This is a genomic window from Pseudodesulfovibrio tunisiensis (assembly GCF_022809775.1).
Classification (GTDB): domain Bacteria; phylum Desulfobacterota; class Desulfovibrionia; order Desulfovibrionales; family Desulfovibrionaceae; genus Pseudodesulfovibrio; species Pseudodesulfovibrio tunisiensis.
On sequence record NZ_CP094380.1, the window covers coordinates 2,769,220 to 2,789,105 of the forward strand.

General features: G+C 62.0%; 20 protein-coding genes and 3 tRNA genes. 8 read left to right on the top strand and 15 right to left on the bottom strand.

Annotation, left to right across the window (positions count from 1 at the left end):
* Positions 1-47 precede the first annotated feature (47 nt).
* Complete coding sequence (locus MPN23_RS13290; protein ID WP_243544676.1) at positions 48-851, top strand: substrate-binding periplasmic protein; 804 nt, start codon at positions 48-50, stop codon at positions 849-851.
* Here the strand turns inward: MPN23_RS13290 and MPN23_RS13295 are convergent.
* The 8 genes from MPN23_RS13295 to MPN23_RS13330 form a co-directional block, all read right to left on the bottom strand.
* Positions 803-958: a hypothetical protein gene (locus MPN23_RS13295; RefSeq protein WP_243544677.1), complete on the bottom strand. Its 156-nt coding sequence runs from the start codon at positions 956-958 to the stop codon at positions 803-805. The genes MPN23_RS13290 and MPN23_RS13295 overlap by 49 nt on opposite strands.
* A gap of 82 nt (positions 959-1,040) precedes the next feature.
* Complete coding sequence (locus tag MPN23_RS13300; RefSeq protein WP_243544678.1) at positions 1,041-1,679, bottom strand: TPM domain-containing protein; 639 nt, start codon at positions 1,677-1,679, stop codon at positions 1,041-1,043.
* A gap of 11 nt (positions 1,680-1,690) precedes the next feature.
* Complete coding sequence (locus MPN23_RS13305) at positions 1,691-2,461, bottom strand: TPM domain-containing protein (RefSeq protein WP_243544679.1); 771 nt, start codon at positions 2,459-2,461, stop codon at positions 1,691-1,693.
* A 104-nt stretch (positions 2,462-2,565) separates the two neighbouring features.
* Entirely contained in the window at positions 2,566-3,168 is a 603-nt protein-coding gene (locus MPN23_RS13310; RefSeq protein WP_243544680.1) for a LemA family protein, read from the bottom strand.
* Between the two features lie 82 nt (positions 3,169-3,250).
* The gene (locus tag MPN23_RS13315; protein ID WP_243544681.1) at positions 3,251-3,712 is read right to left on the bottom strand and encodes a hypothetical protein; all 462 of its coding nucleotides are present in this window, start codon (positions 3,710-3,712) and stop codon (positions 3,251-3,253) included.
* 119 nt (positions 3,713-3,831) lie between these two features.
* On the bottom strand, positions 3,832-4,443 hold the full coding sequence (locus tag MPN23_RS13320) for a YigZ family protein (RefSeq protein ID WP_243544682.1): 612 nt from the start codon (positions 4,441-4,443) through the stop codon (positions 3,832-3,834).
* Between the two features lie 31 nt (positions 4,444-4,474).
* A complete protein-coding gene (locus MPN23_RS13325; RefSeq protein ID WP_243544683.1) occupies positions 4,475-5,380 on the bottom strand; it encodes a substrate-binding periplasmic protein in 906 nt (301 codons plus the stop codon).
* 120 nt (positions 5,381-5,500) lie between these two features.
* Positions 5,501-6,766, bottom strand: a complete 1,266-nt coding sequence (locus tag MPN23_RS13330) for a phenylacetate--CoA ligase family protein (protein WP_243544684.1) — start codon at positions 6,764-6,766, stop codon at positions 5,501-5,503.
* A gap of 194 nt (positions 6,767-6,960) precedes the next feature.
* On the opposite strand from MPN23_RS13330, the gene MPN23_RS13335 reads away from it, so the two are divergent.
* The 3 genes from MPN23_RS13335 (at position 6,961) to MPN23_RS13345 (ending at position 7,246) form a co-directional block, all read left to right on the top strand.
* Positions 6,961-7,036 (top strand) — tRNA-Lys (locus MPN23_RS13335).
* A 3-nt stretch (positions 7,037-7,039) separates the two neighbouring features.
* Positions 7,040-7,115: transfer RNA gene (locus MPN23_RS13340), tRNA-Glu, on the top strand.
* Positions 7,116-7,168: 53 nt separating this feature from the next.
* Positions 7,169-7,246, top strand: a tRNA-Glu gene (locus tag MPN23_RS13345).
* A 162-nt stretch (positions 7,247-7,408) separates the two neighbouring features.
* Here MPN23_RS13345 and MPN23_RS13350 read toward each other — a convergent pair.
* From MPN23_RS13350 to MPN23_RS13360, 3 genes are all read right to left on the bottom strand, one after another.
* Positions 7,409-8,059, bottom strand: a complete 651-nt coding sequence (locus tag MPN23_RS13350; RefSeq protein ID WP_243547368.1) for an IS1595 family transposase — start codon at positions 8,057-8,059, stop codon at positions 7,409-7,411.
* 84 nt (positions 8,060-8,143) lie between these two features.
* Positions 8,144-9,490: a nicotinate phosphoribosyltransferase gene (locus tag MPN23_RS13355; RefSeq protein WP_243544685.1), complete on the bottom strand. Its 1,347-nt coding sequence runs from the start codon at positions 9,488-9,490 to the stop codon at positions 8,144-8,146.
* Positions 9,491-10,060, bottom strand: a complete 570-nt coding sequence (locus MPN23_RS13360) for an isochorismatase family protein (RefSeq protein WP_243544686.1) — start codon at positions 10,058-10,060, stop codon at positions 9,491-9,493.
* Between the two features lie 108 nt (positions 10,061-10,168).
* Between MPN23_RS13360 and MPN23_RS13365 the strand changes: the two genes are divergently transcribed.
* Positions 10,169-13,093: a PAS domain S-box protein gene (locus tag MPN23_RS13365; RefSeq protein ID WP_243544687.1), complete on the top strand. Its 2,925-nt coding sequence runs from the start codon at positions 10,169-10,171 to the stop codon at positions 13,091-13,093.
* A 103-nt stretch (positions 13,094-13,196) separates the two neighbouring features.
* Here MPN23_RS13365 and MPN23_RS13370 read toward each other — a convergent pair whose 3' ends face one another.
* A complete protein-coding gene (locus tag MPN23_RS13370; protein ID WP_243544688.1) occupies positions 13,197-13,841 on the bottom strand; it encodes a DUF2959 domain-containing protein in 645 nt (214 codons plus the stop codon).
* A gap of 196 nt (positions 13,842-14,037) precedes the next feature.
* Between MPN23_RS13370 and glyA the strand changes: the two genes are divergently transcribed.
* On the top strand, positions 14,038-15,306 hold the full coding sequence (glyA, locus tag MPN23_RS13375; protein ID WP_243544689.1) for a serine hydroxymethyltransferase: 1,269 nt from the start codon (positions 14,038-14,040) through the stop codon (positions 15,304-15,306).
* Between the two features lie 85 nt (positions 15,307-15,391).
* Here the strand turns inward: glyA and MPN23_RS13380 are convergent, their stop codons facing one another.
* Positions 15,392-16,981 (bottom strand): lytic transglycosylase domain-containing protein, encoded by a 1,590-nt coding sequence (locus MPN23_RS13380; protein ID WP_243544690.1) that lies wholly within the window; start codon positions 16,979-16,981, stop codon positions 15,392-15,394.
* A gap of 194 nt (positions 16,982-17,175) precedes the next feature.
* On the opposite strand from MPN23_RS13380, the gene MPN23_RS13385 reads away from it, so the two are divergent.
* A complete protein-coding gene (locus tag MPN23_RS13385; RefSeq protein WP_243544691.1) occupies positions 17,176-17,940 on the top strand; it encodes a TrmH family RNA methyltransferase in 765 nt (254 codons plus the stop codon).
* A gap of 22 nt (positions 17,941-17,962) precedes the next feature.
* On the opposite strand, the gene MPN23_RS13390 is transcribed toward MPN23_RS13385, so the two are convergent.
* Positions 17,963-18,553: a hypothetical protein gene (locus tag MPN23_RS13390; protein WP_243544692.1), complete on the bottom strand. Its 591-nt coding sequence runs from the start codon at positions 18,551-18,553 to the stop codon at positions 17,963-17,965.
* A gap of 19 nt (positions 18,554-18,572) precedes the next feature.
* Between MPN23_RS13390 and MPN23_RS13395 the strand changes: the two genes are divergently transcribed.
* Positions 18,573-19,253 (top strand): phospholipase A, encoded by a 681-nt coding sequence (locus MPN23_RS13395; protein WP_243544693.1) that lies wholly within the window; start codon positions 18,573-18,575, stop codon positions 19,251-19,253.
* Positions 19,254-19,280: 27 nt separating this feature from the next.
* On the opposite strand, the gene MPN23_RS13400 is transcribed toward MPN23_RS13395, so the two are convergent.
* Positions 19,281-19,778, bottom strand: coding sequence for a PocR ligand-binding domain-containing protein (locus MPN23_RS13400; RefSeq protein ID WP_243544694.1), 498 nt, complete (start codon positions 19,776-19,778; stop codon positions 19,281-19,283).
* Positions 19,779-19,886 lie beyond the last annotated feature (108 nt).

Below are 19,886 nucleotides of genomic sequence, written 5' to 3' on the forward strand. Positions count from 1 at the left end.
GGGGTGGGCGTATTGACCGGAATGCGGCGTTCGCCTATCCTGTTTCAATGCGGAATCGTCCCGTTTTCGGGGTCCTGTTCTTTCTGCTGTGCGTGGCGGCGTTCTTTGCCCCGGGCCTTTCGTGGGCCCGGGATGATCTGGTGGTGGGCTTTTTCGCATTCGAGCCCCACGCCATGCGCGGCGAGTCCGGCGAACCTGCCGGTGCCGCCGTGGAATACCTGTCGAAGCACATTGCCCCGCACATGGACGCCTCGGTGCTGATTCAGGGGCCGATTCCGTTTTCCCGGCTCATGTTCCGGTTCGAGGAAGGGTGGTACGATGCCGTGCTGCTGCTGGCCAGAACCCGGGAGCGACAGGGCCGGTTCGTTTATCCGCCCGAACCGTTCGGATTCATGCGGCCCGCCCTGCTGGTGCGGTCCGGCGCGCTGACCGGCGGGCTCACCCGCCCGGAACAGGTGGACGGGATGCGCATCGGGTTCGTGCAGGGCGCGTGGATCGTTCCGTTTCTGCGTCGCAGCAAGGCCCGTTTCGATCTGATTGCCGGAGGATACGCCACGGAAAAGAACCTGCGCAAGTTTGTTCAGGGCAGGGTGGATGCCGTGTTCTCGCCGGACAGGGCATCCATTGTCTACGGGGCCGGGAAGGCGGAAGTGGAACGGTTTCGCGTGGTGGATGTGCCCGGGGAAAAGGTCGGACTCTTTACCGTGTTTCATCCCGATGTGCCGGATGCGGTCGTACGCGATTATGCCCGCGCTCTGGAGCGTGCACGGAGCCAGGTCGACTACGAGACCGTGCTTGACGGCTACCTCGAACCCTCCGAATCCTCGGGGCCGGATTCCAGCCAGCCGTAGCACTCGGCCAGCAGGTCCGCATTCGGGCTGGTGCCCTGCCGGATGCGTTGACAGGCGAGCACGGCCAGAAGGGCCGGAATCGCGATCAGGACGAGAAAACGGCTCATGCTTCCATACCTCCGGGTACAGAAGACATGAGCCGTGTTGCAGCAATACGGCGATGCCGTGGCGTTTGCGTGAAATCCGGGACTACTTCCCTTCCACGATCAGGTTCGGCAGTTCGTCCACGTCGTCCGGGCGCACCGGAAAATGTTCGGTGATGATCTCGCCGCATCGGGCCACGGCTTCGCACAGGGCTTCGCCGGGCCGGTCCTCGCGGATGCCGCGCGTGACCATGTCCGCCACTTCCTTCCACTCGGCCGGATCGACCTTTTCATTGATGCCCCGGTCCGCCAGTACCCAGACCTTGCGTTCGAACACGGACACGTAGATCAGAATGCCGGTCTCGTCGCGCGTGCGGAACAGGCCGTGCCGGAAAAAGGTGGTGATGGCCGCCTCCTCGACCTCCTCGTCCATCTCGCGCCGGGCTATCAGCGGCCGCTTGAGCATGGGCAGCAGGGAGAGCAGATAGTAGGAGAGCGCATACGCGCCAAGAAACAGGCCGAGGAAGAACCACATGTCCTCATGGTCGAAAAGCAGGGTCCCGAGCACGCCGCACAGGGTGCCCATGAGCAGTGCGCCCAGAGCCGAGGCCCGGGGATAGTCGTAGCTGTTCCCGGCAATGACCGGGACGATCTCTCCGGCCGTGCGCGTCTCGACCTCCTGCACGCACTGGACGAGCCTGCGTTGTTCCTCGGTTGTCAGAAATGTTTGTGCCAGGTCTTTCATGCCGCCTCCCATTACCAGTCTCCCGAGGCTCCGCCGCCGCCGAAGCCGCCGCCACCGCCTGAAAATCCGCCGAAACCGCCGTCTCCGAAACCGCCGCCCGAGCCGTGTCCGCGCCCGCCGCCCAGCATGGAGGACAGGAAGAGCAGGCCGAGCAGACCGCTGCTCCCGCCGCGCCTGCGTCCGCCGAACATCTGGGAAAACACGATGAATGCCAGAGGTAGCAGAATCAGGGGCAGGGCGCCGCCGGATTTCTTCTTGCGAACCGTCTGGGCCGTGCCCTTGAACTCCCCGCGCACGGCCATGCCGATGGCCTGCACGCCCACCAGGAATCCGCCGTCAAAGTCTCCGGTCTTGAACCGGGGCTTGACCGCGAGGTCCAGAATGCGCCCGGCCAGGACGTCCGTGAGCACGCCCTCCAGACCGTAGCCCACCTCGATGCGCATCTTGCGATCATCCCGACTGGCCAGAAAGAGCACGCCGTTGTCCTTGTCCTTCCGGCCGAGCTTCCATGCCTCGACAACGCGGATGGAAAAGCTTTCCAGATTGTCGCCTTCGAGTGAGGGAACCGTCAGAACGACCACCTGAGTGGAGTCGGACGCTTCCAGCTCCGCGAGCTGGCGTTCGAGCTGCTGCCGGGCCTGGGGCGAGATCATGTTCGCATGATCATTGACGCGCCCGCTCAGGGGCGGCACGTCCAGAGCGCTGGCTTGCGTTGCGCCCAGAAGCAGGATGGCGGCCAGCAGAACGGCCGGTGCCGCCACCATGGTGTGTTTTTGCTGCATGGGTTCCCCCGGCGGCCCGTCCCGCCCGAAGGCGGGGAGCCGCGCAAAAAGGTTGGCGCAGGTCTCGGGACAGGCGTGAAGGCCGTGTCCCGGATTCCGGACGGCTAGCTCTTGCTGCCGCCGAAATCGACCTTGGGCGCGGTCTTGGCTCCCTCGTCAGCCTGATAGAATTCCTTGCGCTCCAGATTGAGAGCAATGGAATTGGTCAGGGAGTTGGGGAATTTGCGGATGGAGAAATTGAACTTCTTCACGGCTTCGTTGTATCGGGTGCGCGCCACGGTGATCCGGTTTTCCGTGCCTTCCAACTGGTGCTGAAGCCCCAGAAAGTTCTGGTTGGCCTTGATGGCGGGATAGCGTTCCACAACGACCATGAGTCGGGACAGGGCCGAGGACAGGCCGCTCTGGGCCTGCTGGAATTTGGCCAGCGCCTGCTTGTCCGAGAGCATGTCCGGGGAGATTCTTGTCTGGTTGGCCTTGGCCCGGGCCTCGGTCACGGCCGTGAGCGTGTCCTTTTCATGGGCGGCCGCAGCCTTGACCGTTTCCACCAGATTCGGGATCAGATCGGCGCGGCGCTGGAGCGCGGCTTCCAGATTGCCCCATGCGGCGAAAACTTCCTCTTCGTTCTGCTGCATGGCGTTGTAGCCGCAGCCCGAGAGCATGACGGCCATGCCCAGAGCGAGCACGGCGGAAAGAATGCGTTTGATCATTGGATTCTCGATAAAAGGGTTACGGGTTGCAAGGTATGCAAACCAATAATGACCCCGCCGGGCAAGTCAAGGGAAATCGCGGCTACTTTTTGGCGGCGGCTTTTGCTTTGCCGGCAGGCCGTTTTCTGCGTTTGCCCGCAGCCAGAAGCCGGCGCAGTTCCGCGGCTGCCGCCACCGGATCGTTCTCGTGAAGCAGAAAGCGTTCCTGCGTGGTCTGGAAATGCCAGCCCGCAGGCTTCTTCAGCAGCTTTGCGCCCCGGGATTCCAGATAGGTCAGGGCTTCGGTCTCGTCGGCCACGTCCTGCATGCGGGCCAGCACGGCCTGCTGCGTGCGCATGTGGCGCAGGCGGTGGGCGATTTCATAGGCCGAGCGGATGATGTCGTCGGATTGAATGTCCGTGGATTTCTTTCGGCCGGAAAGGTGCCGTTGCAGTTCGTTGAGATCCTGTTTCAGTTCCTTGACTTCGAACAGGGCGGCTTCCCTTGCGGTGTCTATGCTGTCGGTGAGGTCCTTGTAGATGGCGCGGAGTTTCCTGTTGGCCATGTCACCTTCTTTGGGCTAGCGGTTCGTCTCCGTAATGCGATGATTTCCTATAGGATACCCATATTTCGTGGCCGAGTGCAACCATGCGCGGGAAACGGTTTTCCGCGCATGGCCGGGAATCAGACCGGCTCGGCGGTTCCTCTGCCGTCCGTGAGCTCGGTCAGGGCAAGCCGGAAGCCGTCTGCGCGTTCCTCGGGCAGGGACAGGAGAAATTCCGCGTCCGTGCCGTAGGTCTCCTCCAGAACCTCGGCCTCATGGTCCGGGAGCAGGAGCTTGAACCGGGTGACCGCATTGTAGGGCATGGATGCGAGCAGGGTGACGGTCTCCACCTTTTCGCGCGTGGGCAGGGTTTCCAGAACCGCCTGCACCATGCCGGAATAGGCGCGTACCAGTCCGCCCGTGCCGAGTTTTGTACCGCCGAAATATCGGGTGACCACCACCGCGATTTCGCCCACGTCCGAATGCAGGAGCGTGTTGAGCATGGGCCTGCCTGCCGTGCCGTGTGGTTCGCCGTCGTCGCTCATGCCCACGCTGGCCGTGTCGCCCGGAGCCCCGGCTGCAAACGCCCAGCAATTGTGGGTGGCATCCGGAAATTCCGCCTTGATCGCGTTGATGAACGCCCTGGCTTCGTCCGCGCTCGGGGCATGGGTCGCGGTTGCCAGAAAACGGCTGCGCTTGATGGTTTGCTCGACCCGGTGGGACCGGGCCGGAATCAGGTATCTGTCCGCCATGTCCGGGTTGTAAAGGGGCGTGCCGACAAGGTCAATGCGAGGGGCAGGGCAAGTGGCGAAGCGTTCGTCCGGGGCGGTCGGTCCGGTTGCCGCCGCACAGGTCGGGGACGCCGTAGCGGAGGCAGATGCCGCGGAATTCCTCGGAGTGCATGAGTGCGGTACAGGTGTCCCATATCCGTTCCGCAAGCCCGGGATGGCGTTCCGTGAATCTTCTGGAGAAAAGCAGGTAGTAGGGTTTGGTTTCGAGCGGGATTGGGAGTTTGACGATGTTGCCGAATTCCTCGGGATTGGCCCGGATCAGCGGATCGGTCATGGTTTCCAGATCGGCATAGGCCCCGATGCGTCCCTGAGCCAGACGCTGAAGGTTCTTCATCTGGCTGGTCAGGGGAGCGGTGTGCACTCCCAGTTTTTCGAGGTCCGACTGGATGGAATAGCCCAGCGTGATGCCCACCGGGCCGTCGAGGCCGGACAGGGTGACGCCGTTCCATTGCACATGGGAATCCTTGCGCACATAGAGGGCATAGACCTGCTCGAACAGGCTGCGGCTCGGGTCCGGCCTGTCGTTCTTCATGGGATAGGCGCCCCATATCGAGCGGGATTCCTTGTAGCTGGCGTGGAAGATGCCGTCCACTTCACCGCTGTCCGCAAGCATGAGGCAGCGTTTCCACGGCATGCGCCGGTAGTGGATTTCAAGGCCGAGGCGTTCTGCCGCGAGATTGATCAGCTCCAGAGTCATGCCGGGGGTTCTGGCAGGCACGGTCAGCCCCGAGCCGAGGAAGCGCGGAGGATTGGTCTTGTCCTCGTACGCGAGTCGGATCAAGGTCCTTTTCCCCTTGCGCTCGGCATCGTCAGCCTCGGCTTCGGCAGGACTGCATGAGGTCATGCAGAACGTCAGGGCCGTGAATACAAGCGGAAGAAGGGCGAACTTTCGTTTCATGTGCCGCCCAATATGGCATTTTGAATACTATGGCAAGGCGAAGAATTTTTTTTGAGGAAGAAAAAAACGGCCCGCAGGTCAGGCCTGCGGGCCGCGAATGGTTTGGTGGAGGCGTCCGGGCTAGTCCCAGGTACGCTTGTCCTCGATGGGACGAATCTGCGGGGGCAGGGTGCCGGGGGCCAGCACCTTGAGCACCGGGCGGAGCTTGATCTTCTCGCGGAAGAGGTGGAGCAGTTCATCTTCCTGATTGAACTGGCCCGCCTCGATGGACAGGACCATCTCGTCGATGCCGCCGGGGTTGGTGACCTCGATCTGCCAGCGCTTGACGTCCTCGAAATGGGCCATGACCTGTTCCACCTGATGGGGGTACACGAACATGCCCTTGATGCGGGCCGTGGTGTCCACGCGGCCCACGATGCCGCCCAGACGCGGGCTGGTGCGGCCGCACTGGCAGGGGCGGGAATCCAGATAGCCCAGATCGCCGGTGGCCAGACGGATGAGCGGATAGGTCTTGTTGAAGGCCGTGACCACGATTTCGCCGACCTCGCCCTCCTTGAGGGGAATGCCGGTGTCCGGGTGGCAGATTTCCACGTACGCGCGGTTGGACAGGTGCAGGCCGTCCTTGTGAAAGCATTCGTAGCCGATGCAGCCCACGTCCGCAGTGCCGTAGCCCTGACGCATGATGCAGTCGAACTTCTTTTCCAGAGTGGAACGCATCTTTTCCGAGAACTTCTCGCCCGTGACGAACGCCACTTCCAGAAACAGGTCCTTGCGCAGGGACAGGCCCATTTCCTCGGCCTTCTGGGCCAGATGCATCAGGTAGCTGGGCGTGCCGACATAGCCGGTGACGCGCAGCTTCTGCATGATGTCGAGCTGGCTGTTCGTGTTGCCCGGACCGGCCGGGATCACGGCGCAGGACAGGTTGCGCAGGGGCTCTTCGAACATCAGTCCGGCCGGGGCCAGATGATAGTTGAAGGTGATCTGCGACAGGTCGCCGGAACGGAAGCCTGCGGCGTAGAAGCCTTCGGTCCATCCCCAGTAGTCCTCCACGCGGTCCTCGGGGTCGAAGATCGGGCCGGGAGACAGGAACACGCGATTGAGCTCGCCGAGGTCCTTGGTCAGCAGGCCGCCCAGACGCGGGCCCATGGACTGGAGGAAGATGAGTTCCTTCTTCTTGATGATGGGGATGTGCTTGATGTCGTTCAGGCACTTGAACTTGTCCACGTTGAACTGGGCGCGGTCGAAGCGCTTCTTCACGTCCTCGGAATAGCGGTATGCGTAGCTGAGGAGTTCCTTGAGCTGAAGCAGGCTGTATTGCCTGCGCTCGGACTCGTCCAGCACCTCGCGGCGGGAATAGATTCCCTCAGTACGGTCTTTTCTGGTCATATTTGCACTCCTGATTGCGGATATTGTTGCTCACAAAGTGGGTCGGCATCATACCAACTGTGAACAATTTTGCAACAAAAAAATGATTTTACCATATAAAACAACATGTTAAGCAGTAAAAGCACGAGGAGTACCCAGTCAAATTTCTTGTTGACACATGGCGGCTCTGTGTATATTTGTACATGCCTTCGAACGGGTCGTTAACTCAGTTGGTAGAGTATCTGCCTTTTAAGCAGAGAGTCACTGGTTCGAGCCCAGTACGACCCACCAAGTGTCCCCATCGTCTAGTGGTCCAGGACTCCGGCCTCTCACGCCGGCAACAGGGGTTCAAACCCCCTTGGGGACGCCACGAATTTCCGGGGCGGTCTTGCGCAACGGCGCGACCGCCTCTTTCATACCCAGGTCCCCATCGTCTAGCCTGGTCCAGGACGTCGGCCTTTCACGCCGTTAACAGGGGTTCAAATCCCCTTGGGGACGCCAGAATGCAAAAAGCCTTTCGCGAAGCGGAAGGCTTTTCTGCGTTTGAGGGAGAGACTCGGGGCGCTCAGTCGGCGACGAATTGCTTCACCCGGCACAGCTCGTCAGGCTGGCGCCCGTCCCTCATCTTTCCCCAAAAAAAACAAAAGGGGCTGTACCAGATAACTAGCCCATATGCTTCTTAACCCACTGTCTCAACTGTTTAAGTTGGCTTCGCGGATTGCTGTTGTTAAAACGCCACTCGCATTCCTTCAAAAAGAGATGGAAATGCTTGGTCGGAATGCCGTTGAATTTTCTCATGTGACGCTTGGCCTGGTTCCAAAAGTTCTCAATCCCATTGATGTGATTCTGGCTGTCGGCGAACAGCTTGGAATGGTTGATCCTGAAGTGCTTGAACTCGGACACATCAAGGACATTGTAGCCGTACCAGCAATCTGAGTAAACGACGCTGTCGGGCTGAATCTTCTCTTGGATAATCGGCATCAACGTTTTGCCCTTGGCGTCGGGAATCACCTGTGTGTATACCTTCCCGCCTCTTTTAAGAATTCCGAACACCGGCACTTTCCCTGCGGCCCCACGACCACGTTTGCCCTTTCGTCTGCCGCCGAAATAGCTTTCATCAACTTCAAATTCGCCGAAAGCCATTCCTTCGCTGGACTCTTCTTCGGCTATAATTTCACGAAGCCGGTGAAAATAGTACGCAGCCGTTTTGAAGTTCACACCGACCAGATCAGCGGCACATCGTGCTGTTGTCCCAGCTACAAAATGCTCAATCAAACGGAGCTGCTTCTTGCGATCTAAACGGCTCTTTCGCATTGCCATACCGATACCCCAACGGAGTTATCTGGTACAGCCCCAAACAAAAAAGGCCGGAACGTTCGTCCCGGCCTTTTCGTTTGACTACTTTTCGTCTTTTTTTCGAAACGCTTCCAGCCGGTCGAGCAGGCCTGCGCTGATTTCCACGGGGTAGGCGGCGGGGGCCAGCTCGCGGATTTCCTCGGGCAGGGTGCGAAGCTCGGCGTGTGCGGTCTCCCGGGATTCCGCGATGGTCGGAGCCGGAGCGATGCGTTCCCCGTTCTTCATCACGGTATGCAGCAGGGGAATGCCGGGCAGGGATTCCTCCTTGCCCGCAATCACGTCGCGTACTGCGTGGCCGTGTTCCATGACGCGGAATATCTGCTTGGGACCGGGCAGGGATATCTTGTTGGTCGACAACTTGATGCAGTCCTGTCCGTCCAGTGACGTGAGCTTGTAGGTCATGTCCAGACTGGGGGCGTCCGCAGACACGCCCATGAGCGTGCCCACGCCGAAACCGTCAATGGCCGCGCCCTGTTCGAGCAGCTCGCGGATGCGGTATTCGTCCAGATTGCCGCTGGCAAAGATCGAGACATGGGACAGGCCGGCCTGATCCAGTTTGGCGCGAGCCGCCTTGGACAGCTCGGCCAGATCGCCGGAATCGAGGCGGATGGCCTTGACGCGGAACGCTTCGCCCAGCTCTTCGGCAAGGCGGATCACGTTGTCCACCCCGGTCAGGGTGTCGTAGGTGTCCACGAGCAGGGTCGTTTCCGGATACATGGATGCAAATGTCCGAAATGCCTCAAGTTCGGTTGCATGCGACTGCACATAGCTGTGCGCCATGGTGCCGGTCACGGGCAGGTGGAACTCGGCCCCGGCCCGCACGTTGCTCGTGGAGGCGATGCCCGCGATGTGGCAGGCCCGGGCGACCCGGGTCGTGGCACGCTCTCCGCCATGCATGCGGCGCAGACCGAAATCCGCGACATGCTTTTCCCGGGCTGCCGAGGCAATGCGCGAGGCCTTGGACGCGGCCAGAGTCTGGGCGTGCACGATGTTGAGCACCGCGGTTTCGGCCAGTTGCACCACGGCAAGGGGCCCTTCGATCTCAAGGATGGGTTCGCCTCCGAACAGGGGCGTGCCTTCGGGCACGGCGCGAACCGAGCCGGTGAAGCGCACGGTTTTCAGCCAGTCGAGAAAATCCTCGGAGAACAGGCGCAGGGAGCGCAGATAGGCCCGGGCTGCCGAAGAAAAGGCAAAGTGTTCCAGATAGTCGAGCACGTCGTCCAGACCGCAGGCCACAATGTAGTTGCGGCATTCGGGCAGGGATCGGCAGGCGAGGCTGAAGACGGCATTTCCCTGCTTGCCTTCGCGCCAATAGGCCTGAGCCATGGTCAATTCGTACAGGTCGGTGAGCAGGGCCGGGCACGGTCCGGCCCTGAAGCTGGATTTCATCTATTCCTCCATGATTGCTCCGGCGCGTTGCATTTCCAGGACGGCTTGTCTGCCGCCTTCGGGAGTCACCGGGCGAGTCGCTTTCAGTATTACGTGAACCTCGAATCCGAGGCTGACAGCGTCCAATACCGTTTCCTTCACGCATACGTCCAGCGCCAATCCACCCACAAACAGCCTTTGGACGTTGTCTCGTGCCAGCAGGGCCGCAAATCCGGTCTCGTGAAAGGCGGAATACTGGTCCATGTCGAACCGGGTGCCCTTGATCACCACATCCGCGTCCGGCGGCGGTGTCAGGTCCGGGTGGAAACGGGCGCCCGGGCTGTCGTGCACGGCATGGGACGGCCACGGCCCGCCCTGTTCCCGGAAGCTGGGATGCCGTTCGGGATGGGAGTCCCGGCTCAGATAGACCGGCACCCCGGCCTTTTGCGCGGCCCGAAACCAGCGGTTCATGACCGGCACGACTTCGTGTCCGTCCTTTATGGGCAGTTCCCCGCCCGGGCAGAAGCAGTTCTGGATGTCCACGGCCAGCACCCCGTCGCCGGGGCCGAGCATGGTTTCAGGTTCGGACATGGTGCCTCCATGGTCGGCGTTTGTCTGTTGTGGTCATGGTGCCCGGTTTCGGAGCCGGGCGGGCATTATTTTTTCATCGGGTCGGTTCCGCAATTATCATATCGCGCGATGATCGGAGTCGTATGCTTCGGGTATGGGGAGAACGCGCCTCATCTTCAGACCACATCCGGGGAGGACGAAGTGCGCGCCTTGCAACTGGCTGTTTTCATACTGTTTGTAGCCGTTTCGGCTCTGCCTCGATTCGGGTTCGCCCAAAGCGGCGATTCCGGTTCCGACCCGGGTGCGCCGCTGATCGCGGCCATTCCCCGGGATTTTCCGCCACAGTTCATGCTCGATGAGCAGAGAAAGCCCGGCGGATTCGCCATTGAAATCATGGATCATGTCGCGGCCATGGCCGGGGTTCGGATCGAATATCGCGTGTACCCCACCTGGAAGGGGGTGCTTGCGGCCATGCGCAGCGGCGAGGCCGATCTCGTGCCGAACGTGGGCATCACGGAGCGCCGTGCGAAATACATGGGCTTCACCCTGCCTGTGGAGACCTTTCCGGTGCGTCTGTTCGTCCGCACGAACTATCAGGACATACGGACTCCGGGCGACCTTGCCGGACGGACCGTTGGCGTCATTTCCAACAACATAGGCTACGCCCTGCTCAGGGATGCGCCGGACGTGACGCTGGATATCGCGCGTGATCCTCCGGACCTGCTGTTCAAGCTGCTGGCCGGGCACGTGGACGCCATCGTGTACCCCGAGCCCGTTGTCTGGCATCTGGCCCGGTCCATGAAGGTGGATCACCAGATTCGTTCCGTGGGCATGCCCCTGAAGGAGATCAAGCGAGGCATCGGCGTGGCGCTGGACAATCCCGAACTGCTGGCCCGGCTGGATGAGGCCGTGCATGTCTTTGTGGGGTCCGCGCCGTACAAGGCCATTTACGTGAAGTGGTACGGCAGGCCCGAACCCTACTGGAATCGTACTCGCGTGGCCGGATTGACCGCGGGCACGGCCATCATCGTGCTCTTTCTTGCCGGAATATGGCGGCATCTGGCTCTGCGGCGGGCCAACACCGAACTGCGTCGCAACATGCTGGAACGGGAGCGCGCCGAAACCGCACTGGCTGGCAGCGAGGCCAAGTACCGAACTCTGGTGGAGAATCTGAACGAGGGCATCTGGCGCATGGACCGGGACGGATTCACCCAGTACGTGAATTGGCGCATGGCCGCGATGCTTGGGTACGAAGTCGGGGAAATGGAAGGGCGACACATGTTCCATTTCATGGACCAGCAGGCGCAGGATTCGTTTCGCCGGAATCGCGGAGAGGACAACGGGGCAGGAGAGGAAGGAAGGGAGTACGAACTGCTTGCCAGGGGCGGGGAACGCATCTTTGCGCACATGGCGTTCAGCCCGGTGCATGACGAGGCCGGGGAGGTCGTGGGCGAGGTTGCCTCGGTAACGGACATCACGCCGCGCAAGCTGGCCTTCGAGGCGCTGGAGCGAAGCGAAAGGGTGCTGGCGCAGGCGCAGGCCGTGGCCCGGCTCGGAAGCTGGGAATGGGATTTCGTGGAAGGACGACTGACGTGGTCGGATGAGATATACCGCATCTTCGGGTTGGAACCGGGCGAAATTTCCCCGTCCTATGCGACCTTTCTGGACATCGTGCACCCGGATGACAGGGACAGGGTGGGCGAGGCCGTGAACGAGGTCATCGGTTCGGGGGGCGTGTACTCGCTGGATCACCGCATCGTGCTCCGCGACGGGGCCGTTCACGTGGTGCATGAGCAGGGCAACGTGCATTTCGACGGGAGCGGCAGGCCCGTCAGGATGCTGGGCATTGTGCAGGACGTGACCGAGCGCAAGCAGGCCGAGGAAAAGCTGCGCAAGGCCAAGGAGGTGGCCGAGGCCGCCAGCCGGGTCAAGAGCGAATTCCTGGCCAACATGAGCCATGAAATCCGGACGCCGCTCAACGGCGTCATGGGCATGCTGCAACTGCTCCGGGATTCCTCGCTGGAACCGGATCAGAGTGAGCTGACCGACATCGCCATCACGTCCGGGCGGCATCTGGTGACCCTGCTTTCCGACATTCTGGACATCTCCAGCATAGAGGCCGGGGCCATGCATGCTGATTTCCAGCCCTATTCCCTGCACGAAGTGGTGCAGTGCGTCATTGACGTCTTTGGCGAAAAGGCCGGGGATAAGGGGCTGGATTTCCGGTTTCAGGTGGACCCGACAGTGCCCAGACTGCTCATGGGCGACGGGGGCCGGGTGCGGCAGGTGTTGTTCAACCTGATCGGCAATGCCGTGAAATTCACGGAACAGGGCGCGGTGACCGTGGAGGCAAGCCTGCTCGGTCTGGACGCCGGTCAGCCCCTGCGTCTGCTGTTCGTGGTCCGGGATTCGGGCATCGGCATTCCCGAGGACAAGCTGGACGAGGTCTTTCTGCCGTTTCGGCAGGCTGATGGCTCCCATACCCGCAAGTTCGGCGGAACCGGGCTGGGCCTGTCCATTGTCCGGCGGCTGGTGTCGCTCATGGGCGGGACCATCTCCCTTGAAAGCAGTCCGGGCATGGGCACGTCCGTGTACGTGACCGTGGCCACGGGCATTCCTCGGCAACTGGTGGAGGAAATGTCGGGAAACACGGCATGGTCGGCCAATGGCAAGCCCGGCTATCGCATTCTGCTGGCCGAGGACGATCCAGTGAACCGCATTGCCATGGTGCGTTTTCTGGAAAAGCTGGGGCATCGCCCCACGGCCGTGAACAACGGGGGCGAGGCTCTGGCAGCCATGGAGGGCGGCGAGTTCGACTGTGTGCTCATGGACATCCAGATGCCGGGTATGAACGGGCTTGAGGCAACCCGGGCCCTGCGAAATGCCGAGCGGTTCGGGGACAAGGCCACCGTGCCCGTGGTGGCGCTGACCGCCCATGCCCTGAGCGGGGACAGGGAGCGTTGTCTGGACGCGGGTATGAACGACTATATTGCCAAGCCCGTGGATTTCGAGGAGCTGTCCGGCGTGATCAACCGCAACGTGTTGCGGACCTGATGCGTTTGGGCCAACACGCGGACCGGCGTGTGCAAACAGGGCCGTCCGTTCGCGCAAGGGGGATAGCGCGAGCGGACGGCCCTTCGTGTTTGGAAAAAGGCTGCTACTGGTCCAGAGTCCTGATGAACGCGTCGGCCTCGGCAATGGATTTCTCCATTTCACGCACCAGCACGTCCACGTCCCCGCGAATGGCGGAGAGTTCGCCTTCCAGAGCCGCGATGGCCTTGGCGTTGAGGTTGTGCTTCAGGTACAGGACCTGATCCTTGAACGCGGCCAGCACCGGGTCCATCCTGGACGAGGCGCGCTTCATGGCCCGGAGCAGGCGGTTGTAGCGATTCTGCGTCTCGGCCAGCTTGGCCTGGCTGGAGCGGCGCAGCTTGGCGCTCGAATACTGGGTGATTTCATCCTGCCATTCGTCGAACAGCGCCTCGGCCACGTCCTCCACGGATTCGATGCGGTCCCGCACCTTCTGGGCCCGGGCTTCGCTTGCCTCGTATTCGTCGTTCAGGGTCTCGTATTTTTCCTCAAGGGTGCCGCCGTTGAAGTTGACCACGGACTTGAACATGTCCAGAGCGGACGCGAACTGTTCCTTGGCGTCCTGCTGGGCGTCGCGCGCATCCACCACGCGGTCGGCCATGATCTCGCGCTTTTCATAGCCCATCTTTTCCATGGTGGCGTAGTAGGCTTTTCCGCATCCGGCGGCCATGAGCGCGACCGCGACAAAGGCGAACAGGACAATCCGTTTCATTGCAGCTCCTTGGAACGAGGTTTTGATTTCCCGGGAATCTAGCTCGGATGGCGGGGCGAGTAAAGCCCGGGCAAAAGCCCTTGACAGGTGAACCGGGCGGAGATAGCCGGGATAGTATCCGGTTCCTGTTTTTTGCGGTCGGTGCGGATGTTTCGCGTCCGGCCGGGATGTCTTTCCGTCCTCGCAAGGAGGTGTCATGCGTTCCCACAACTGCGTGCTGCTTCGGCACTATGATCCCAGGGTCCACAAGCTGTTGCGCAGCGAAGAACGCCGCCAGCGCGACGGCATCGAGCTGATTCCGTCGGAAAACCATGCCTGGCCCGAGGTGCTGTGCGCTCTGGGCAGCGTGCTGTCCAACATCTGTTCCGACGGGTATCTGGGCCGGGGCGAATTTCGCGATCGCCGGAATGCCGAGGCGCTGGAGGAACTGGCCCGGGATCGCGCGTGCCGCCTGTTCGGATGCGGGCATGCTGCGGTGGGGTCCCTGTTCGGTCCGGCTCTGGTGCAGGCCGTGCTTCTGGGGCTGGTCAAGCCCGGGTCAGGCATACTGGCCATGGCCCCGCACGGCGTGTTGGCCGGGCATGAAAGTCCGGCCTCCCGGCTTGGACGCGTGTTCGAGTTCGTGCACTATGCGCCTGATCCTGCGGACGGCTCCATCGATCATGACGAGGTACGGCGACTGGCGCGCAAGCATCGACCCGGCCTGATCCTGTGTCATGATTCCGCGTATCCGCGCGACCCGGACTATGCGGCCTTCAGGGCCATTGCGGACGAGGTGGAGGCATTGACCCTTGCGGACGTGTCCCATTGCGCCGGACTCATTGCCGGAAAGGTCATGGCCAATCCGTTCGACCACGGCATCGACGTGATGGTGACTTCGGCGCATGAATCCCTGCGCGGTCCCCGGGGCGGCATCGTGCTCTGCACCTCGGAACTGGCCCGGACCGTGGACGAGTCGCTGGCCCCGGAAGGCCGGGACGTGCGGCACATGAATGCGGTGGCAGGCATGGCCATTGCCCTGAAAAAGGCGTTGGACGGCGGTTTCGAGGAATACGCCCGGGACGTGGTCGCCAATGCCCGGGCTCTGGAAGCCGTATTGCGCGAGGCCGGGATTCCCCTGCTTTTCGGCGGCACGGACTGCCACATGCTGGTGCCGGATGTCCGGACCGGGGTGGGGCTGGACGGCAGGAGTGCGGAGGAGCTGCTGGACAAGGTCTGCATTTCCGTCGGCAGGCAGCCGCTTGCGGGCGATGCGGACCCGCACGACAGCCCGGGCGGAATCCGGCTGGGCACGTTCGCGGTCACGACCCGGGGCATGGTCCCGGAGCATATGGAGCGCATCGCGGACTGGATGCTGGATGTGCTGCGTCATGCCGAGGACCCGGAAAAGCGGTATGCGATCCGGGCCGAGGTCGAGGCTTTCTGTCGTGAGTTTCCGGTCCCCGGCGTGGAGGAGGAGCCGTAGTCCGCAGCGAACGGATTTTCCGTCGAAAAAAAACGGCCCTTTCCGATCGGAAAGGGCCGTTTCTGCATGTCGGTCGGGAACCGGATCAGCGCACGTAGACCTTGAGGCGCTGCCCGGCATAGATGGTACCCCGGGAATTCAGGGCGTTCCACCGTCTGAGTTCGCTGACGGTGACGCCGAACTTGCGTGCGATGCCGATCAGGGTATCGCCGCGCCGGACCTTGTACTTGACCAGATTGCTCTTGACCTTCTGGGCTTCCTTGGCCGCGGTGCGCGTGGCCTTGCCCGACTGGTTCGGGATGTAGAGCTTCTGGCCGATCTTCAGACGGCTGGAGCGCAGTCCGTTGGAACGCTTGAGCGTGTTCACGGATACGCCGGACGCCCGGGAGATGGACCACAGGGTGTCGCCCTTGTGCACCACGTAGTTGCCGCGTTTCACGGCCAGAGCGCGACGCTGGGACGATGCCGAGGCGATCGAGGTCCGGGAGCCGCGGCCCGGAATCATCACGTGCTGGCCCGGACGCAGGGTGTTGGACCGGGTGTTGTTCACCTTCTTGAGCACGCTGATGGGCACGCCGTAGCGACGGGCGATGCGCCACCAGGAATCCCCGGAGCGCACGCGGTAGCGAACGTATCCGGCATAGGGCCGGGAGCCCGGGTCCGCCAGATAGGCCATCATCCTGTCGGCCTTGTCCACGGGCAGATAGGCCGTGGTCTTCCAGTGCGGCGGGCTGACCTGACGGCGAAAGGCCGGGTTCAGCTCGTGGAATTCGCGCCAGGACATGTCGCCCGCGCCAGCCAGAGCCAGCAGGTCGGTGCCGCCCGGCACTTCCACGGGCACGATTTCCACTTCCCGGTCCCAGCTCACCGGGTCGAAGCCCAGTGTGTCGAGATTCTGGAAAATCTTGGAAATCGCAATGAACTTGGGAACGTAGTTCTTGGTTTCCGCCTTGAGGCGAATCCGGCGGGACAGCTTGCGGTTCTTCTCGGAAAGCTCGAAGAAGTCGTTGCACTTGGCGTGCTTGAGCGCACGGGAAATCTTGCCTTCACCCGCATTGTACGCGGCAAGGGCCAGATACCAGTCTCCGAACCTGTCATGCAGGTCCCTGAGATGGCGCGCTGCCGCGTCGGTCGCCTTGTACGGGTCGCGGCGTTCGTCGATCCACCAGTCGCTGCGCAGGTCGTAGAGCTTGCCCGTGCCGCGCATGAACTGCCACATGCCCCCGGCTCCGGCCCAGGAATACGCCTTGACGTTGTATCCGGACTCGGCAAAGGGCAGCAGGACCAGATCCTGCGGCAGGCCGTATTTGGTGAAAACCTTGCGCACATAGGGCAGGTAGGGCTCGGACCGTTCCAGCCAGCGGGCGAACGTCTTGCGGGCCTTGTGCGTATAAAAGGAAAAGTACTTCTGTACTGCCTTGTTTTCGTGGGGTTCCAGGTCGAAGAGCAGGCCGAAGCGCGCATTGAGCACGGCCTGTTCCGTCGTGGTCAGGTCTTCGACGCTTTCCGCCGGGGGCTCCTCGGCCACTTCCGGTTCAAGGGCTTCGGCGTCCACAGGCACGGATGCCTCGGATTCCGGGGCCGGATCAACCGGTTGTTTCGGGGTGCACGCGCCCGAAAAGCCAGCCAGGAGCAGGGCCAGAGTCAGGATGCGCAGCCATTTGAGAGATTCCAAACGTACCTCCATTCCCGTTCGCCCTAACAGATTTCCTGGGCAGTGGGAAGTCTAGACAATGTCTTGATCAGGTCTGTGATGAAAAACAGCTATCCCACCTTTTGCCGGATTGCAATAGCGGCGCAACTAGTCTAGTTGTCGGGCCATGCGGGGTGGAATGATCCGTCGCGCAAAGCATACGGACGAAAACAAGCATGCAGGGCAACGACAGGCAGGCCGGTGACGGCAAGCTGTACATAGTGGGCAACAAGCCGGTTCTGGAACTGCTCGAAGGTGATTCGGGCAGGGTGGATTTCGTGTATTTCCGCAAGGGTAGACACGACAGGCACCTTGAGGAAATCATTGCGCTGTGCCGGGAGCGGAAAGTGCCTTTCAAGGCGGTTCCGGTCAAGGATCTGGACCGCATGTACCGGGGCAATCATCAGGGCGTTGCCGCCCGATGTGCGGCTCTGGAATACACGCCATTGGAAAAACTGATCGACATGGTGCACAGTGCCCCTGTCCCGCTGATCGTGGCGCTCGATCAGGTGCAGGACCCGGGCAATGTGGGCGCTTTGGCGCGTACGGTCTTCGCCCTTGGCGGCGCGGGCATCATCGTCTGCCGTCACCATGGCGCATATCTCGGCACCGGTGCGGTGCGCTCCAGCGCCGGAGCCATCAACCAGCTGCCCGTGGCCAAGGCCGGGAACATGGCGCAGGCCGTGCAGCAGTGCGCGGACAGCGGCCTGACCATCTACTGCGCCCAGAAGAGCGACATTTCCGGCAATGCCTTCGAGACCGAGTTCAAGGCCCCGGCCGTGCTCGTGCTCGGCAACGAGGAAAAGGGCATCCGCCCGGGCGTGGCCAAGTACGGGGACTATGACATCGAGATTCCCTTTGCCCGGGATTTCGATTCCCTGAACGTGGCGCAGGCCGGAGCCATTCTGGTTTCGGAATTTGCCCGCCAGACCGGGAAATAGTCGCGAACCGGATTCTTTCTTTTCACAATCGACCATTCGGACGGAACGCATGACCATCCATTTCGGGCCGCGAAGGGCCGTGCTGCTGGCTGTTCTCTTTCTGATTCTCTCCTGTGTCGAGGCTCGGGCCGCGTTTGTGGAAAGCGTGGCCTCGGTCCGGCCCGGCGTGACTGCCGGACGCATTGCCGACGTGGACCTGTTCGTGACCAACCCCACGGATGGGGCCTTGTCCACGCGCATTCCCCGGACCCTGAAGGGCGAACTGCGCTTCGGGCAGACCGTGCATTCCGTGAAGCTTGCGCTGGCAGGCGGGATCGTTGCCGGGGAGCGCACCCTTGCTCCGGGCGGATTCGTCAAGGTGCGGTACGAAATGGCCGTGCCTGCGGGCGTGTCCGGGCAGGCCGTGCTGGACCCCGGCGGTCTGGGCGCACATCCCGTGGTGCTGGCGGTCGGCGGTTCCGTGTCCGAAGCGGCTGCCCCGGCCGTGGAACCCGGGATGGAAGCAGTGCCCGTTCAGGAATCGTGGAGCGACCCGGAGCCCGTGGCCGAGGCAAGGCACAATCCCGGCGGAGACGCGCCCCTGAATGCGGTGACCCGAAATTTCTTCACGCACGAACCCATGTACTTCCTGTGTGGGGCCGGACCCGTCCGAAGCCAAGTTCCAGTTCAGCTTCAAGTACCGGTTCCTCAATCCCGAAGGCTCGTGGGCCACACGGAATCCGTGGCTGGCCCGGCTGTACTTGGGCTACACCCAGACCTCGTTCTGGGACTGGGAAGGGGATTCCAAGCCGTTCAAGGACAGTGCGTACAAGCCCGAGCTCTTCTATTACGACGAGGCCGTGGACATGGAACTGCCGTCCTGGCTTCAGCGGCTGGGCATTGCCGCGGGCTTCCAGCACGAATCCAACGGACAGGGCGGGGACAGGTCCCGGAGCCTGAACATCGTGTACGTGAGACCCACGTTCCAGTTCCCGGACATCGGGGACTGGTACTTTCTGGCTTCGCCCAAGATATGGACCTATGTGGGCGACATGAGCGACAACCCGGACATGCACCGCTACCGGGGCTACATGGACCTGCGGCTTCAGGCCGGGCAGGAGGACGGGCTCGCACTGTCCACCAACCTGCGCAAGGGCACTGCCTGGGACAAGGGCTCGATTCAGGTGGACGCCACCTATCCGCTCTGGCGCAAGCTGGACGAGAACCTGAACCTGTACCTGCACGCCCAGTTCTTCACCGGATACGGGGAGAGCCTGATCCGCTACGACCAGCGCGACACCCGCTGGCGCATCGGCTTCGCCCTCGTCAGATAGCGGATCGGGGCGGCAGGGGGCCGGAAACTATGCCTCGGCCGTGATCTCCCGGATGCGTCGTTCGATGCGGGCGATGATTTCGTCCACCCTGGCGCGCTGGACCGGGGCAACGGTTCCGGCGTGCTTGGCAATGGTCGCCTCGTCCATGCCTGAGGACATCCGGATCATGAATTCCTCGATTTCGCCGTCGTCCGGGAGCAGACCGCAGCCGCCGACCGCGCCGACCAGTTCGTTGTTTCGGATCACCGGAACCGTGATGCGCAGCATGCCGCCGTCGCATTCCTCGGCAAAGGCCGTCCTGCCCGAGGTCAGAAGGTGGGTGAACATCTGGCCCGAGGGCTGACAGATCGCTCCGAATGCCTGCCTGTCGTCGTGAATGGCCCGGCACAGGTCGTTGCCCCAACTGCTGCCGAACAGCCTTCTGCCTTCGGCGTCCATGATGTCCGCATTGAATCCGTAGGTGTCGCGAAGCTCCTGCTGCAAGGCCTTCCAGTCCTGCTCGGGAGCCAGATCAGTCATTTTCATATGTGCTTCCTCCGAAAAAAGGGATGATGGCGAGCCGTTTTCCAATTCATACGACCGACGGAGGAAAAAGCAAGTCTCCCTGTTCCGGGCAGGGCGCCAAAGTCTTTT

Bases quoted from the DNA above. Each gene is read 5' to 3' on its own strand.
- MPN23_RS13290 (WP_243544676.1), top strand. From the start codon at position 48: ATGCGGAATCGTCCCGTTTTCGGGGTCCTGTTCTTTCTGCTGTGCGTG.
- MPN23_RS13295 (WP_243544677.1), bottom strand. From the start codon at position 958: ATGAGCCGTTTTCTCGTCCTGATCGCGATTCCGGCCCTTCTGGCCGTG.
- MPN23_RS13300 (WP_243544678.1), bottom strand. From the start codon at position 1,679: ATGAAAGACCTGGCACAAACATTTCTGACAACCGAGGAACAACGCAGG.
- MPN23_RS13305 (WP_243544679.1), bottom strand. From the start codon at position 2,461: ATGCAGCAAAAACACACCATGGTGGCGGCACCGGCCGTTCTGCTGGCC.
- MPN23_RS13310 (WP_243544680.1), bottom strand. From the start codon at position 3,168: ATGATCAAACGCATTCTTTCCGCCGTGCTCGCTCTGGGCATGGCCGTC.
- MPN23_RS13315 (WP_243544681.1), bottom strand. From the start codon at position 3,712: ATGGCCAACAGGAAACTCCGCGCCATCTACAAGGACCTCACCGACAGC.
- MPN23_RS13320 (WP_243544682.1), bottom strand. From the start codon at position 4,443: ATGGCGGACAGATACCTGATTCCGGCCCGGTCCCACCGGGTCGAGCAA.
- MPN23_RS13325 (WP_243544683.1), bottom strand. From the start codon at position 5,380: ATGAAACGAAAGTTCGCCCTTCTTCCGCTTGTATTCACGGCCCTGACG.
- MPN23_RS13330 (WP_243544684.1), bottom strand. From the start codon at position 6,766: ATGACCAGAAAAGACCGTACTGAGGGAATCTATTCCCGCCGCGAGGTG.
- MPN23_RS13350 (WP_243547368.1), bottom strand. From the start codon at position 8,059: ATGCGAAAGAGCCGTTTAGATCGCAAGAAGCAGCTCCGTTTGATTGAG.
- MPN23_RS13355 (WP_243544685.1), bottom strand. From the start codon at position 9,490: ATGAAATCCAGCTTCAGGGCCGGACCGTGCCCGGCCCTGCTCACCGAC.
- MPN23_RS13360 (WP_243544686.1), bottom strand. From the start codon at position 10,060: ATGTCCGAACCTGAAACCATGCTCGGCCCCGGCGACGGGGTGCTGGCC.
- MPN23_RS13365 (WP_243544687.1), top strand. From the start codon at position 10,169: ATGATCGGAGTCGTATGCTTCGGGTATGGGGAGAACGCGCCTCATCTT.
- MPN23_RS13370 (WP_243544688.1), bottom strand. From the start codon at position 13,841: ATGAAACGGATTGTCCTGTTCGCCTTTGTCGCGGTCGCGCTCATGGCC.
- glyA (WP_243544689.1), top strand. From the start codon at position 14,038: ATGCGTTCCCACAACTGCGTGCTGCTTCGGCACTATGATCCCAGGGTC.
- MPN23_RS13385 (WP_243544691.1), top strand. From the start codon at position 17,176: ATGCAGGGCAACGACAGGCAGGCCGGTGACGGCAAGCTGTACATAGTG.
- MPN23_RS13400 (WP_243544694.1), bottom strand. From the start codon at position 19,778: ATGAAAATGACTGATCTGGCTCCCGAGCAGGACTGGAAGGCCTTGCAG.